Annotated in this window: 19 protein-coding genes; 17 read left to right on the top strand and 2 right to left on the bottom strand. The window is 27.7% G+C overall.

Translation table 11 applies throughout. The features are described 5' to 3' along the window. Nucleotides 1-10: 10 nt before the first annotated feature. From ACTG45_RS20420 to ACTG45_RS20380, 9 genes are all read left to right on the top strand, one after another. On the top strand, nucleotides 11-568 hold the full coding sequence (locus ACTG45_RS20420) for a prepilin peptidase (protein WP_021382319.1): 558 nt from the start codon (nucleotides 11-13) through the stop codon (nucleotides 566-568). Between the two features lie 10 nt (nucleotides 569-578). Further along, complete coding sequence (cpaB, locus tag ACTG45_RS20415; RefSeq protein WP_021382320.1) at nucleotides 579-1337, top strand: Flp pilus assembly protein CpaB; 759 nt, start codon at nucleotides 579-581, stop codon at nucleotides 1335-1337. 10 nt (nucleotides 1338-1347) lie between these two features. Next, nucleotides 1348-2115, top strand: a complete 768-nt coding sequence (locus ACTG45_RS20410; protein WP_102822233.1) for a CpaE/TadZ family protein — start codon at nucleotides 1348-1350, stop codon at nucleotides 2113-2115. Next, a complete protein-coding gene (locus ACTG45_RS20405; RefSeq protein WP_021382322.1) occupies nucleotides 2115-3497 on the top strand; it encodes an ATPase, T2SS/T4P/T4SS family in 1383 nt (460 codons plus the stop codon). Before ACTG45_RS20410 ends, ACTG45_RS20405 begins: the two co-directional genes overlap by 1 nt. 14 nt (nucleotides 3498-3511) lie before the next feature. Further along, on the top strand, nucleotides 3512-4453 hold the full coding sequence (locus ACTG45_RS20400; RefSeq protein ID WP_102822232.1) for a type II secretion system F family protein: 942 nt from the start codon (nucleotides 3512-3514) through the stop codon (nucleotides 4451-4453). A gap of 13 nt (nucleotides 4454-4466) precedes the next feature. Further along, nucleotides 4467-5330 (top strand): hypothetical protein, encoded by an 864-nt coding sequence (locus ACTG45_RS20395; protein ID WP_021382324.1) that lies wholly within the window; start codon nucleotides 4467-4469, stop codon nucleotides 5328-5330. A gap of 11 nt (nucleotides 5331-5341) precedes the next feature. Next, on the top strand, nucleotides 5342-5785 hold the full coding sequence (locus tag ACTG45_RS20390) for a DUF4320 family protein (RefSeq protein ID WP_021382325.1): 444 nt from the start codon (nucleotides 5342-5344) through the stop codon (nucleotides 5783-5785). Then, the gene (locus ACTG45_RS20385; RefSeq protein WP_021382326.1) at nucleotides 5776-6324 is read left to right on the top strand and encodes a hypothetical protein; all 549 of its coding nucleotides are present in this window, start codon (nucleotides 5776-5778) and stop codon (nucleotides 6322-6324) included. The genes ACTG45_RS20390 and ACTG45_RS20385 overlap by 10 nt, the downstream gene beginning before the upstream one ends. 155 nt (nucleotides 6325-6479) lie before the next feature. Further along, nucleotides 6480-6632 (top strand): type I toxin-antitoxin system toxin, encoded by a 153-nt coding sequence (locus tag ACTG45_RS20380; protein ID WP_044211832.1) that lies wholly within the window; start codon nucleotides 6480-6482, stop codon nucleotides 6630-6632. A 317-nt stretch (nucleotides 6633-6949) separates the two neighbouring features. Here the strand turns inward: ACTG45_RS20380 and ACTG45_RS20375 are convergent, their stop codons facing one another. Continuing rightward, a complete protein-coding gene (locus ACTG45_RS20375; RefSeq protein ID WP_021382327.1) occupies nucleotides 6950-7159 on the bottom strand; it encodes a helix-turn-helix domain-containing protein in 210 nt (69 codons plus the stop codon). 232 nt (nucleotides 7160-7391) lie between these two features. Between ACTG45_RS20375 and ACTG45_RS20370 the strand changes: the two genes are divergently transcribed. The 3 genes from ACTG45_RS20370 (at nucleotide 7392) to ACTG45_RS20360 (ending at nucleotide 10920) form a co-directional block, all read left to right on the top strand. Continuing rightward, entirely contained in the window at nucleotides 7392-7988 is a 597-nt protein-coding gene (locus ACTG45_RS20370) for a hypothetical protein (RefSeq protein ID WP_021382328.1), read from the top strand. 23 nt (nucleotides 7989-8011) lie between these two features. After that, nucleotides 8012-9052 (top strand): cell wall-binding repeat-containing protein, encoded by a 1041-nt coding sequence (locus ACTG45_RS20365; protein WP_021382329.1) that lies wholly within the window; start codon nucleotides 8012-8014, stop codon nucleotides 9050-9052. A gap of 89 nt (nucleotides 9053-9141) precedes the next feature. Beyond that, nucleotides 9142-10920, top strand: coding sequence for a DUF8193 domain-containing protein (locus tag ACTG45_RS20360; protein WP_021382330.1), 1779 nt, complete (start codon nucleotides 9142-9144; stop codon nucleotides 10918-10920). 124 nt (nucleotides 10921-11044) lie between these two features. On the opposite strand, the gene ACTG45_RS20355 is transcribed toward ACTG45_RS20360, so the two are convergent. After that, nucleotides 11045-11227 (bottom strand): hypothetical protein, encoded by a 183-nt coding sequence (locus ACTG45_RS20355; protein ID WP_021382331.1) that lies wholly within the window; start codon nucleotides 11225-11227, stop codon nucleotides 11045-11047. 382 nt (nucleotides 11228-11609) lie between these two features. Between ACTG45_RS20355 and ACTG45_RS20350 the strand changes: the two genes are divergently transcribed. The 5 genes from ACTG45_RS20350 to ACTG45_RS20330 all read left to right on the top strand — a co-directional run bounded on the left by ACTG45_RS20350 (nucleotide 11610) and on the right by ACTG45_RS20330 (nucleotide 15894). Continuing rightward, on the top strand, nucleotides 11610-12935 hold the full coding sequence (locus ACTG45_RS20350; protein WP_021382332.1) for a hypothetical protein: 1326 nt from the start codon (nucleotides 11610-11612) through the stop codon (nucleotides 12933-12935). A gap of 98 nt (nucleotides 12936-13033) precedes the next feature. Further along, a complete protein-coding gene (locus tag ACTG45_RS20345) occupies nucleotides 13034-13633 on the top strand; it encodes a hypothetical protein (RefSeq protein ID WP_102822231.1) in 600 nt (199 codons plus the stop codon). Nucleotides 13634-13720: 87 nt separating this feature from the next. Then, complete coding sequence (locus ACTG45_RS20340) at nucleotides 13721-15247, top strand: coiled-coil domain-containing protein (protein ID WP_102822230.1); 1527 nt, start codon at nucleotides 13721-13723, stop codon at nucleotides 15245-15247. 13 nt (nucleotides 15248-15260) lie between these two features. Next, nucleotides 15261-15653, top strand: a complete 393-nt coding sequence (locus ACTG45_RS20335; protein WP_102822229.1) for a hypothetical protein — start codon at nucleotides 15261-15263, stop codon at nucleotides 15651-15653. A gap of 19 nt (nucleotides 15654-15672) precedes the next feature. Beyond that, on the top strand, nucleotides 15673-15894 hold the full coding sequence (locus ACTG45_RS20330; protein ID WP_146026533.1) for a hypothetical protein: 222 nt from the start codon (nucleotides 15673-15675) through the stop codon (nucleotides 15892-15894). Nucleotides 15895-15915 lie beyond the last annotated feature (21 nt).

The following is a 15915-nucleotide window of genomic DNA, read 5'->3' as shown; positions in this document are numbered from 1 at the left end:
ATTTTATATTATGTCTTTCAATAATATTAGTTCTAATAGCATATTCAGTTATTTCTATGATTTAAAATTTCTGCCAACAGGTGAAAAAATTGTGTTAAGCAAAGAGCAAAAAATGATATTACTTTTAATAGAATATTTATTAATCATAAGCCTATTTAAACATATTAATAATATAGCATTAATAATAAAAGGTTTTTTATATGCTCAAATATTAATCTATGCTAGTTATGTAGATTATAGAACAAAATTAATACCTAATAAAATACAGGTATTGATATTATTTGTATCCTTTATAAAAATGAATTTATATTTATCTATAATAAATTTATTTTTATTTGCGTTACCTCTTTATTTATCAGCAATATTGAAAAATGGAAGTATTGGAGGAGGGGATATAAAGCTTATGGGAAGTAGTGGATTTTTAATTGGGTTTAAAGGTATAGAAGTTTTAATTTTTATTCTAATTAGCTTAATCTTGGCATTTGCAATCAATCGTGATACATATAAAAATGGTATTGCTTTAGCACCTTACATTTCTGTAGGGTGTTTTTTATCATATTTATTATAGGAGGAAAAATATGAAATTAGCGACAAAAAGAATAATAATTGGTTGTTCTGCATTACTAATAGGTGTATACATTTGTTTTGTTTCTCCATATTTACAGAAAATGAAATCACAAACAACCTTTGTTAGAGCAACACAAGAAATAAAAAAAGGAGAAAAAATAAGCTCCACAAAAGTTAGGGAAATTAAAACAACAGATTCTGAGAGTTTACCTCAGACAAGTATTAAAACAAAAGATAGTGTTGTTGGGAAGTATGCAATAACAGATATTAACAAAGATGATAATGTGTTGACTACAAAGATTTCAAAAAATCGTGTGGCTGAAAATGAATATTTATATGGATTAGATGGTAAGAATCAAGCCATATCTTTTACAATAAAAAATTTTGCGGCTGGACTATCAGGAAAGCTAGAAACAGGAGATATTATATCAATTTTAGCTGCTGATTATGGAGAAGATAAAGAAACTCTAAAACCTGCTGAGTTGCAATATGTAAGAGTATTAGCTGTTACTAATGCAAAAGGTTCTGATAAGAATGATGAAAAAGTACAAAAAGGAAATGAAGAAGAAAATGAGCTTCCGACAACTATTACAGTGCAAGTAAATGATATCCAAGCTAAGTTACTAGCTACGCTAGAAGAAAATAGCAAAATGCATGTAACACTAGTGTATCGTGGTACAACTAATAATGCTGAAAAATTTATAAAAAAACAAGAAGAAACAATAAATTTATTGGCATCAAGAAACATGACTACACCAATAAAAGAATAGGGGAATAGAAATGAAAGGTAAAACAATTGCTATTTGGGGAAGCCCAAGTTCAGGTAAAACTACTTTTAGTATAAAGTTAGCAAAAAAACTAGCAGAGGAAAAGAGAGATGTAATTTTAGTTTTTTCTGATTTAATCTGTCCTTCAATAAATACTATTTTACCGAATGAAAAAATTAAAGACAAGTCATTAGGAAATGTGTTGTCAGCTCCAATTTTATCAGAAGAAGTAATTTTAACAAATTTAATAAATGGGAAAAACAAATATATAAATATATTGGGATACAAACAGAGAGAAAATGTATCAACCTATGCACAATATAATATAGAAAGGGTATTAGAACTGTTTAGAACATTGGAAAACATGGCTTATTATATTATTGTGGATTGTACAAGTTATTTTTTTACAGACTTATTGACATCTACAGTTCTAGAATACTCTGATACTATTTTTAGGCTTGTAGAACCTAGTTTAAAAGCTATATCTTATTTTGATTCTAATTTACAATTATTGATGTTACAGAAATTTAAAATAAATAAACATATAAATGTGCTATCAAATTTCAAGGAAGATGAATCAGTAAGGGAAGTAAAAGAAATATATAGAATAAAATACGAATTACCTTATCTTGAAGAAATAAGAGAGCAAACTCTATCTGGAGATTTATTTCAGGAACTTAGTAAGAAAAAGAGTCAATACAACAAAACTGTTGATGAATTAGCCAGTACCTTAAAAAATGAGGATGATATAAAAAAATGTAAATCATGGAGAAATAAATAATGGCTTTTGGTGATAGACAAATTCTTAAAAATTTCTTGAATGAAGATAAGGAAGAAAAAGAATTTTCAGATGTATTAAAGGAAACTCAAAGTTATATTTTAGATAAGTGCTTTTCAATTATGGCAGGAAAAAATATATTGGAGCAAAGAGAATCAGTAAGACCATTTGTTGAAAAATTTGTTACTGATTATTCTTATAAGGTAAAAGGATTATCTGAGAAAGAATTAATTGATAAACTACTATCTGGAATGTTAGGATTCGATTTTTTAGATAACTATCTTTATAGAAATGATGTTGAAGAAATAAATATAAATGAATGGGATTCAACTAGAATTACGTTCAAAGATGGGCATAAGGAATTTACAAAAGAATCATTTAATAATCCAAAACATGCAATAGATGTTATTAAAAGAATGTTACAAATGTCTCATATGGTATTTGACAATGCTCAACCTGGTGTAAGAGGACATTTATCAGAGAGAATAAGGATAACAGCTCTAGGGTACGGTTTAATTGATGAGAGTAAGGGTCTTGCTGTATCTATTCGTATTATAAACCCTCAGAAGCTAAAAATAGATGATTTTATAAAGTTTGGTACAGGAACAGCAGAAATATTTTATATCATGCAGAGACTCTTTAAATATGGAGCAAGTATGTGTATAGTAGGACCAACTAATTCTGGAAAAACAACTCTTCTAGATTCATTAGTCAAAGAATCTGTAGATAATGATGATAGAGTAATAACAATAGAAGAAGATGTTAGAGAGTTTGATATGGTCAAGAGAGATGAAAATGGTAAGGTAATAAATGAAGTAATACACCTAAGGACAAGACATAGTGATGACCCTAAGCAGGATATAGACCAAGAAAAATTATTAGAGTTTTCTCTTACAATGAACCCAGATTACTTGGTGATTTCTGAGATGAAAGGTAGAGAAGCATTTGAAGTACAAAAAGCCGCTAATACAGGTAATCCTTTTATTACATCTATACATGCAAACTCTTGTATTGATGTTTATTCAAGAATGTTAGATTTGTGTAAGACGAAGTCAAATATGGATGATGATACTCTAATGAAAAATGTAACTAAAGCTTTTCCTATTGCATGTTTTGTAAAACAATTGAAAGATAAATCAAGAAAAATAATGGAAATAACAGAGTGCATTGTTCATGAAGATGGAAAACGTGAGTTTAAAACATTATTTCATTTTGTTAGAACTGGTATAAAACTTGAAGGAAATAAGAAAGTAATCACAGGATATTTTGAAAAGGTAAATAATATTTCTGAGAATATTCAAAAACGTTTACTTGAAAATGGGATTACAGAAAAAGAATTAAATAAAATGTTAAATTATTATGAAGTATCTGATTTATGTAATTGAAAGGAGGTTTTTTAATGGGATTCTCAAATATATTTTTATTTTTAGTGATTATGGGAGGAATATTTACATTATTGAATATATCTCCTATTGAATTTTTAAGAGAAATAGTATCCATATTTGAAAGAAAGCAAAAATCACCTTCTATTAGTGATAAAGTAGAAATTCTAACAGGCAAAAAGAAAGAGAAGGGAATAAAGCGCTTAATAAAAGATACTAGTAATATCTTAGAACGGACTCAAAGTAAGGGAAAATTCTCAAATATATGTATCATTGCTATTGTATTAATGATAGTAGGGATATTTCTAGCACTTAGCATAGGCAATATATTTTTAATACCAATATTAGCATTTGGATTTGGGATGTTGCCATTTTTATATATAAAGATAACCGCTAATTCATATGAGAGGCAATTAAATGATGAGTTAGAAAGTGGTTTATCTATGATTACAAATTCTTATTTAAGAAATGAGGATATAATACTAGCTATAGAGGAGAATATTGACTGTTTTAATCCTCTTTTAGAAAATATATTTAGAAAATGTTTATATAAAATTAAACTATCTCCTGATATAAAAGAAGCATTAGAAGAATTAAGAGATAGTATTGATAATGACATATTTGTAGAATGGGTAAATAGAGTTATACAATGTCAAACTAATAGAACACTAAAGTCTCCACTTAGAGCAACTGTAAGTAAGTTTTCAAATGTAAAGATACTAAATGAAAAAGTAAATAGTAAATTAATGGGGCCAGCAAAAAGTTTTTTAACTATGACATTTATATTATATGGCTCAATTTTTATGTTGAAATTTTTAAATATAAATTGGTTTAAAAATTTAATGTACACATTACCAGGACAAATTTCTATTTGTATTACTGTTTCATTAACGTTTTTCTCCATTATACAAATTAGTAAACTGATAAAACCAATTGATTATAAATCAATAAATGAATAAGGGGGGTGATTAATTGATACTATTAATTTGTTTCTCTTTATTTGTATTTAGTATTTATATGATTTTAGCTGGAATACTAAATATGCCAGGAGCAAGATATTCAAAAACTGTATCATCAGTTATAAATTCAAACAAAAAAAAGAAAACATTAGATGATTTAACTACGAAAGTAGCAATGAGAGTATCAAAATTTGTAAAGATTAATGAGTATAAAAGAAAAAAACTATTATTGACCTTGAAATCAGCTAATATAAACTTAACTCCAGAAACTTATATTGCAAATGCTTTTGTAAGTTCTTGTGTTGTTCTTTCTCTTACAATTCCAACTTATATAATTTATCCAAAAGGATGTATTATTTGGATAGCTCTTTCTATTTATTCTATTTTTCAAGAGCTGAAAAGAGCAGATAGAATTGTTGCAGATAAAATAAAAAGAATTGATTATGAACTTGCAGAATTCGCATCAACATTAGCAATAGAATTAAGTGGAACTAGAGATCTTTTATATATAATTTCTGAGTATATAAAAACAGCAAATGAAACATTAGCTGAAGAACTTAAATTTACGTTAGCTGATATGAAATCTAGCTCTCAGAAAGAAGCTTTAATTAGATTTGAAAGTAGAGTTAATAGTTCAAATTTATCAGAAATAATAGTAGGGCTAGTGGGTGTGTTAAATGGTAATGATGAGATTATGTATTTTCAAAAATTGGCTGCTAAGTTAAATGATTTAAAATTACAAAGAGTGGAAGCTATTGCGAGTAAAAGACCAGGTAAAATTGGAAAGTACACAATGCTTATGCTTGGTTGTCTAATAATGAATATGTTTGTTGCTTTAGGCATTGAAGTTTATAAATCCTTAAACAATTTCTTTTAAGGAGGATTGGGATGAAAAAAATATTAAAAAGCAAAAAAGATTTATATCAGCCTATAAGAAATGAAAAAGGAGCTATAGACGAATCTATTTGGATTATAATAATAATATTTATTGTAGCACTTTTAGTTGGACTTGTAATTAATGTGTTACCAGTTATCATTGCAAAGAGTCAATTAAACCACTATGCAAATGAGATTGTTAGAATTGCAGAAATAAGTGGGGAGGTTGGTCAGGATGTTGATAATGAAATAGAAAAATTAAATAAGAGTATAGTTGAGCCAGATAGAATTGAATGGTCAACAAAGTATATAAATGGAACAAACAAAGTCCAGCTCAATGAAGAAATAAAGGTGACTGTAAAAAAAACAATGGATTTAAGTTTCTTTGATTTCGCTTCTTTCCCAGTACCCTTGGTTTCAAATGCGACTGGAAGGAGTGAGGCATATTGGAAATAAAGAACATCTTAAAAAAAGAAGATGGTAATGCGACTTCTATAGTAATATGTATAATTGTTGTGATTATTATGATATTCTTTTGTATTTGTGCTGAATATTTAAGATTAGCACTAATAACTAAAGGTGTTAGAGATGCTTTTGAAAAGTCTCTTATTGCTGTAGCTACAGAAAATTATGATGAAACATATCCATGTCTAAGAGAAGGATATGGTGCTGCATATCAATTAAATAAAACTGATGAATGGAAAGAGAATGTTGATAGAGGAGAGGTTGAGAATAAACTGAAAGAAGCATTAAAATTAACTGAAGAAGAAGGACATTACATAAAATATAATGATTCAAATGTTGAGTATACACTTTTAGACTTAAAAGTAGAAGTAACAAATAGACAACTAGCTCCAAATAATAGCAGTAAAGTTAAAAAGTATGAAGTAAGAGGTTCAGTTATTTTAAAAATACCTCCTTCATTTGGATTTACAAGAGCAGAGACTACAAAGATAAATTTAGATTCTGTGTCAGGATATACTCCTTTATTTTAAGGTTAAATTATTTAAAAATATAAAATAATTTAGTAATTAGATATTTATGGTAAAGAGTGGTATAATATTTTTAGCAAGAAGAAAAATATATAATCTATTAGAGTGGAGTTCATACAAACAAAAGAAATAACCTCCGAAAGAAAGGAGGTGTAGGTATGAACGAATTTTTACTTAATATTTTCGCTGGTGTTATTGCCAGTTTAATATTTTGCTTGATTGGCAAAATATTTACAAAAGTAAAAGGCCACTCTGTGCGAAAGAGTGACCTGAGAGTTGAGTTTAAATTTATGTTTAAACTCAAAAAATAATCATTTTTAAAGAACTCCACTCTAAAGCAAAATAGATTGTAATTCTTCTTGCTTTTATTATATCACAAAAAGTTAAATTTGATACGATTTTATATCATATCTTTTTTATTTAATTCTAAAAACGAAAAAGTAGATAGTAATTATATTTCTAGTTAAATATATTTTTTTTATTAGATTTTATATAACTTTCAATAGTGTCATTGAAGCCATTATTTAATAAAAGACATACGAAAAAATGCACCTTTCTATTTAAGAAAGATGCTAAAACCATTATAATATGTATATTTGAATATAGTTTCTTAATTATTATTATAACATTAATCGACATCTTTTACATGTTCAATTATGTCTTCTATATTGCAATCAAATACATCACAAAGTTTATCTAACATATCAATATCAATTCTTTTAATCGTTTCATTGTAGAGAGCAGTAATTGTGCTAGGTCTAATACCAGTTTTTTCACTTAGTTCTATTCTAGACATTTTACATTTACCAAGCAATTCTGATATTTTTATTCTGATCATTTAAAATCCCCCCCAATAATTAATAATAAATTAATTATACTTATTATAAAAGAAAATATCAATAGGAGTGAAATATTAACGCTAGGAGTTAAAAAATAACGCTAGGAGTGAAATATTAACGTTAGGAGTGAATTTTTATATTAGGAATTATTGACTTATGGTAAAAAATGGATTATCATCTAGATATAATAAGTAATCACTCCTATGAACTAAATCAAAGGGAGTGAAATATATGAAATTTTTAAAGATAATAAAAACAAACAAACTATCTATTTTAGTTGTAGCTTGTATCATAATTGGATGTGCTGGAATTTTTAGTATAAGTACACTAGGTAAGAAGGTATCTAAGGTTTCACAATTAAGTTTTAACAAGATAGAAAATAATGAGAGTTCTAATAATGATAACTTAGAAAATAGAAGTGTAAATGTTCCAACTATTGATCTAAGGGATAATGTAAGTACTATACAAGAAGAAAAAGATAGAAAGGATTCTGAGAAAAAGAATAAAGTTCAGAATATAGATAATATAACTAACAATAATACAATTAAAAACAATAGACCTACCAAAGAAGAAGTTCAGAAAAAAAGTGAACCAAAACCAAAAGTTTCAAATAATAATAAGTTAGTTAATCCAGAAGTTGTTAAAGATTCTGAGGATAATAAACCTAATAAACCTGAAGATAATTCAAATAACCATGATAAACCATCTGATAATAATAAATCGGATTTAGTTGATGTACCAGGTTTTGGGCCTAGCAAACCAACTAAAACTGATGGTAAGGATGTAGATTCTGGTGGAGATTTTGATAAGGTTGTGGGGGATATGTAATTCATATTAAGGGGGATAATTTTATGAAGATTAATAAAAAACTATTGGCATTAGGAATGTCAGTAATGATATTCACAGTTAGTTCATCTAATGCATTTGCTTTATCATCTATAGATAAAATTCAGGGACAAGATGAATATGAAACAGCTGCTCTTATAGCAGATAAACAAAATTACAGTACAGCAATAATTATAAACACAGATAGAACATTAGCTGATGGATTAAGTGCAAGTGGTTTAGCAGGTGTAGAAAATGCACCAATATTACTAGTTAAAAAAGATAATATACCTTCATATACATTAAAAAGGTTAGATAAAGTTAAAAAAGTATATATAGTTGGAGGGAAGAATTCAGTTAATGAGTCAGTTGAAAAAATATTAGTTGATAAAAACATAGAGATACATAGAATAAGTGGTAATGATAGAATAGATACTAGTTATAATGTAGCTAGAGTAGTAAACAGTAAGACTAAAATAGAAAAAGTCATGCTAACAAATGCTTTTAAAGGTGAAGCAGATGCTATGAGTATTTCACAAGTAGCTGTTAGGGAGAAATCTCCTATAATACTTACAGATGGAAAAACTATTCCTTTTGATATTAAAGGTATAAAAAGCTTTGTTATTGGTGGGTACACAAGTATGAGTAATAAATTAGTAGAGAAAACTAACTCAACTAGATTAGGTGGAATAGATAGATATGAAACTAATACAAAGGTAATAAAATATTTTTATAAAGATCCTAAAGAATTTTATATAGCAAGTGGAGCTCATTTAATATATTCACTTGTTGGATCAACAATAGCTAAGAGTAATCCAATTGTTTTAGTTGGTAAAGGTAGTGATAAAGCAATATTAAAGGGAGCGGCTAAGGTAACTGCATTAGGGAAAGTATATGATAAGGATATAGAAGAAGCTATAAATGCTGTGAATGGTAAAGCAAATAAACCTGATTCAAATAAAGAAGTGGTTGATGTCCCAGGTTTTGGACCACAAAATCCTACTGATAGCAAGGGCGAAGAAGGTAATTCTAATGGAGATGCAGATAAGGTTATTGGAGATATGTAAAGCACAAAATTCAATATAACTATGAAAAATTATGAGATATTATATCTCATAATTTTTTTATTTAAAAATAAAATCTAAGGAGAACTATGATGAAAAAAAAAATAATTTCAATGATTATTTGTATTCTTATGATATTTATTTCAGTAATAAGTTCATTTGGTGATGGTGATGGAAATATAGATGGAGGAAGTGGCGGAGGAAGTGGAAGTGGTGGAAATAAAAATAATAAGTGGACAGCAGGTGATGAAGGTGTAAGAGTTAGTATAGTTGATGCAAAGACTCAAGATAGAGTTGGAAAATCTATTGATTTAACCAATAGAAAGCCAAATATAAAGTTTCATTTTGGGAAAAAAAATAAAATAGAATATCGTAATGGAACTCAATTAAGTCTTTCATCACAAAGTTATGAATACACAAATCCTGCTCGAAAATTACCTGTTATTATTTCAAGTAATACATATGGAAAAAGTGATATAAATAAAATAAAAAAATATTTTTGTAATGATTGGACTCAACAACTAATAGCGAAACAGATTGGAATTGACTATGAGGAAATGACTGGTGGGGAATATAAAGTTCTTTTAGAGCCTATAGCCTATTTCACATTTGCTGGAAATAAGATGGCTATGACAGCAACTGAGGCTGCATTGTATAATAAAAAACTCGGTGGTAATAAACTAAGAAATAAATTAGCAAGTATATCACATAAAAACTTACCTCTCTCTATGTTTTTAGAAAAAGATGATTTAGGTTTCAAAGCTTGGAAAGGTATTTCGGATACAGATAGAGCAAAAGCAAAAGATGATGATACAATAATTAAAATGCTAGGTTTAGGTATAGTATACTTTAATAATGAACCAAAAGAAGATGATGAAGTTGTAATTCCTCCAGTAAAACCACCTAATCCAGAAGAACCATCTAAACCAGATGAAGGTGGTCAAAGTGATTATGAGTATAGGACAGATACAGATGTTATAACTTCAATAAAGATAAAAGGATCTAATCGAACACCTAAAAATCCAGTTAAAGTGGTTTTTAATATTAAGGGGAAAGATTATTCTATGAATAACATATATCTCCCAAAAGGAGGCGGTGAACAATATGCTTGGGTTAAATGGCATACTCCAAAAACTCCTGAGAAAATAACTATTAAAGTAAGTTCAAATGCTACTACAGATAAAGCAACCATAATTGCAAATGTAGTTGATTTAAAAGAAAAAGTTCCACCAGATCCTAAAGCAAAAGACAGGAATGATAATTTTAAAACTCCAAATTTGCCTAACCCATATGTGAAAACTAATGCTACCTATGGGGAATGGGATTGTTATTGGGTTCCACATTGGGTATATTATTCAGATGGTGATGGTGGAGGAGAATGGGTTGATGAGGGTTGGTATGAATGGAAATGGTTAAGTTACAATGTTTCTTTGACAGCTAATATGCAAGTTAAAGCTGATTTAAAAGTACCTACATCTAAATCTGATAGAAAAGAAATGAAATCAGGATATGGGTTTAATGTAAATGTAGATTCAAAAATGAATTATGATGCTCCTGAAACAAGTTTTACTGGTGCTCAGAACGTAAATACTTTATATCCTGAATTTAAATATGAAACATATAACAGAGTTTTACAAAGGATTCAAACTGGCTTAAGCTCTAAATTTGAGCTAAAAAATAATAAGTACTCTACATATAATCAAAAAGCTCATTTTACACCTATTTGGTATAAAGATGGAGCATACAATGTTTATGGTCAAGTGATGGATGTGTGGACACCTGTTGGTGAGTTAAGAGCAAATGTTAATAATGCCATGACAATAAAAGGAAATCTATTTCAAGATTGGCATATAGGACCACTTAAAGATTAATTTTTAAAAAATAGAATTAAATATATTTAAAAAACAAAAAAGAGAACTTTATGTATTAGAGTTCTCTACTTTTGTTTATATATTATTTATATAATTAAAGCTATCTTTTTAAAATATTTATGTTTTATGCTAGTCCACAGTTACATAACAAAAGCATTACTCTGTGCAAGCAAAACTCTACCACTTGTTCACCATATTTTTTTATGAAACTTTCCATCTGAGTATCAATAAATAGATAGTATTCTTTTATACTTGCTATATATGCAGTCATTATATGAATACATTCATCTGCTTTATTTCCAAACACAGTATATCCCCCCAATAAATAAAAGTAATAATAATACCAGCCATTAAATTTAATTATTTAAATATGCTTATATGTTCCTATATAATATGAATTCACAATATTATGATACTTTGGATTAATAATTTTTACAAGTGGATATGTAAAACTGGATATTACAAATGTAAAACTGGTTATATAGTAAGCCGGAGGAAATTTCAATCAAATAAAAACAGATGCACAAAAATCTCATGGAAAAGTATTTGAGGTTGTAGATGGAGAAGTTGTTGTATGGGACTATATAAAAGAAATCCTTATGGAGTATAAGAGTTATTTTATCCAATCCAATTTATGATAATATAATATTAAGCAGATATTATATTTTAGTAAGAGAGGGATGAATTAATTGAAACTTCAGTTTGAAAGATGGTGTGAAGCAAATAATGTTAAAGGGGAGACTTTGAAGTTATTTAATGAAGGAGTTATATGTTATAAGATTGGAGCATATAGAGCTTCATTTATAATGACCTATCTAGGTTTTCAACATGAGTTAAGAAATAGAATTGTTACATCTCATAATAAGCCAGATAATATAAAAGATAGTTATTGGAAGCAAATAATAGAAAAAGTTCAAGATGATAATAGTTGGGATACAGAAGTATTTAATATAGTTAATAGAACAAAACCTGATAACATATTTTTAATAGATGATGATATTAGAAAAAAATATGATTACTGGAGAAGTATAAGAAATGATTGTGCTCATGCAAAGGGAGAAATTATAAGCAATCCTCATATAGAGTCATTTTGGCTATTTATAGAATCAAATTATAATAAGTTTGTTATTAATGGAGGAAAAGCAGGACTATTAGATAAAATAAGAAATCATTATGATATAAGGTATACTGAACTAGATAAGGATTTAAATTATATAGTTGATAATATACTATCTTCGGTTAAAGTGGAAGAACTTCAGATACTATTAGAAGACATATATAACATGTTTAAAGAAAATGATAAAAGTAGGGTGTTTAGTCGTGAAAACCCTAAGCATGGTTTTTGGCATTGCATCATTCATTCAGAAAGTAAAATCCTGAGAGATGCTATGATGAATTTTGTAAAAAAAGACAAAGATTTATTTATTGAATTTATAAGCTATCACCCTGAACAAATATCAACTTATTTATCAGATAAAGCTCTTGCTAGAAAGATTTGGACAGAATGGATAACGGACATGTTTAGATTTTTTATGTGGGTAGATATGGACGGATTTTTAGAAGAAGGAGATAAAAGTAGTGTCTGGATATGTGTTAAGAAGTTGCTTGAAGAAAATATAATACCTCAAAACGAAATTAATAATTTTTTAAGTTTAATATGGTCAAGAAAAGGATATCCTGGTTCTGTGCCTTATAATATGGTTGAGCTTATGTATAATTATCAATATTTTAATGTAATGAGAATGGTAATATTTGATCCTATACATAATACAACTCCCCTGAATGATTTAGATAAATATTGGTATGCTTTAAAAGGTATTATAGTAAAATTAGGTATAAAGGACAATGAAATAATATTATTAGAAAAATTGTATAGAGAAGTTCCACATGGAGAAGTTTATCGTGGTCTAGATAATTTACTAGATACTAATAAAGAATTTAGAACACAATATATAGAGGTATTAAAAAAACATAATATAGAAGTACATAGTAAAATTAAGCAAAAAAATAAGTAGGTTTATTCTACTTATTTTTTTGCTTAATTTTATTTATATAGTACTAAAGTAAAAAATTAAATTGTACGAATTAAGATTTATATTTTATGGAGGGTAATATGGAAACCAAAAATACAGGAATGATGATTTCAGTTGAAGGTAATATTTGTTGTGGAAACAAGAAGCTTATTTTATCTATAATAAAGAATCTTCCAACTGATAAGCAAGTTTTATTTTTAACTAAAGATAATATGGAAGTATCAGGAGACAATATAGCTATTAATTATAAGTTTGATGGCGAATATAATGAGTTTCAACTTAAGATTAATGATGATACATTATCTTTTTATTCATTAGAGAATTTATTGAAAGCAATAATTAATGATAAAGAAGATGAAATTATATGTATAGATGCTACAGAATTTCAAGATAGTATTGATTATAAAAAATTAAAAATTTTAGCAGAAGAATATTCCATTTTAATGTTTGTAATTACTAGAAGAAGTAAACAAGAGTTATTAAAGTTAATACAACAAAAAGAAAAGGCAAGAGACATATACCTAAGTTTAATTTTATATATTGATGAGTATAGTTATTCCTCAAAGAAATTTCTATATACAAGGACTAGAAACACCTTTAAATGTGAACAAATTGAATTTGATAGTGATGAATGGATGTATGAAATAACAACTATTATAAAAGAAATAATAGGTTGGTAGAATACAAAGAAGTAAAAAGATATGTATGTTAAATGTAAATATCTTATATCAAAAGAGGATTAGACAACATCTAAGGAGGGAAAGTTTATGATAGGTTCTAAAGGAAAATTAGTTGCATTAGGTATAAGTGCGACAATTGCCACTAGTGCTTTATTAGTGACATGGAATGGTAGTGGAATAATAGAACAAGCTAAAACAAAGCTAACAGAAATGAAAGAAGGAGTATCTTTATTAAAAGAAGGAGAGAAAAATTTAGTAGCAAAAGCAAAAGAAATAAAAGGTCAGATAAGTACTTTAGAATCAGAAATAGCTAAATTAGAGAATAATGGTAGGACAAGTTCTATGGCATATAGAAAGGCTACAAGTGAATTAGCGAAGGCAAAGGAAGAACTAAATAAAGCTAATAGTGATGCAAATAGGATACAAGAAGCTTTATCTAAATATACTCCAATTAAAGGGCATATTGCAGGTTATGCTGAAGCTATGAATGATGATTATGTTTTACCAGAGTTTGGAAGCGAAAATTATGCAAGAAAATTAAAAGGAATAGATGATATAAATGCAGTAAAAGGAAGCTGTTTACTGAAAGATAATAACATGTTATTAGTATTAAATAAATTTAATAATAGTACAAAGGCTGGAAAGACTATATTTCAAAAGGTGAATCTTAATGGAACAGAGGTTTGGCATAAGGAATTAAATAATACTAGTGTAAGTAATATAAATCTATGCAAAGCAACAAAAGATGGTGGAGCTTTAATACTTGTTACTTCTCAAGATAAAAGCTTAACAAGTTCGCTAGGAAAATTAACAACAAATACAATACACATAATAAAATTAGATTCCCAAGGTGAAATAGAGTTAACAACACAATTTGATAGTGGAGATACAATGGCTGAGACAATTGAAAATGTTATAGAACTTAAAAATGGGAACTATCTATGTGTTGGTAGTATGTCAGCTGGTGCTTATTCAAGGGTTCTATGTATTGATAATACAGGGAATAAACAATGGGAATCTAAAATAAATGGTAATGGTGGGAATGTTAATATTGGAAATGCAATAGAAATGTCAAACGGAGATATAATTGTGGTAGGTTATGCAAATAAAACCTACGATAGTATAACTTCTAGTACAGCTTTCCCTTTTGCTACAAAGTATACAAAAGATGGGACAAAGTCATGGACAATTAAAATAAGTGATGATTACACTTATTATAATGGAAATAGTTCAAGACCAACATGTGTAGTTGAAGAAAAAGATGGGAAATGTGTAATTTATGCAGTAAAAACAATCAGTACAATAACGACAGATGGAACAATAGAAAGTACAATCCCAACTGAAGATTTAATAGGAAATAAGTATGACATTGCATTAAACAATGGTGATATATTAGTATCTAATTATTTTAGTAGCATAATGGTAATATCTTCAGATGGTACTTTAAAGAAAACCATAAAACCTCAAGATGATTTAAAAATAACAAATATGTCTTTATTAGCTGGGAATAAAGTGGCTTTTACTGGAATGACAGGCACTAATGATGATAGTTATACTGGATATATGGGAATATTTGATTTGGATGATGATAATTTCCCTGCATTAACAGATTAGGAGGAAAAGTATTATGAAAAATCTTAAAAAGCTAGCTGCATTAGGCATAGCAACAGCATCTGTTTCTGTAATCGCAATGACTTACACAGGTGGCGATACAGCCAATAATATTATAAATACATTACTAGGATTGGATAATGATGCAAAGCTATTATCAGAAGGAGAAACAAAACTAATAGCAGAAGTAAATAGATTAAAAGAAGAAAGAGCTAAGTTAACTGAACAATATAATGAGCTAAAAGGAAATTCTGGTGGTGAAGATGATTCCACAGACATTACGGTTATAAATAATGAAATAAGTAAAGCTAATGATGACTTGGCATCGGTACAAGACATACTAGATGGAATAACAACAGGAGTTACACATGTTGATGGATATTCTGATGTGATAAATGATACAAAATAAAATAATGAGGATATTATGTATGATGGATAAATCTAATGTAAAAGAAATAGTAATAAAAATAGTGTTTCAAGATGAAAAAATGAAACATGAAAAATTGATACAAGAGTTACAAAACACTTGTGAACTAAAAAAATTACAAAAAATAAAAGTAATTGATAAAAATAAAGACGACTTTGTAAGTCGTTTTTTTAATGGGGAAAAAAGTAAAGCAAAAGATTATAAGATTGATTGTTTTGTATAGTGATAGAAATCTATAGTATTA

The sequence above is a fragment of the Clostridioides sp. LIBA-7602 genome (assembly GCF_056688945.1).
Note: the sequence above shows the minus strand (reverse complement) of the source record. Positions and strands in the feature narration are given on the sequence as shown.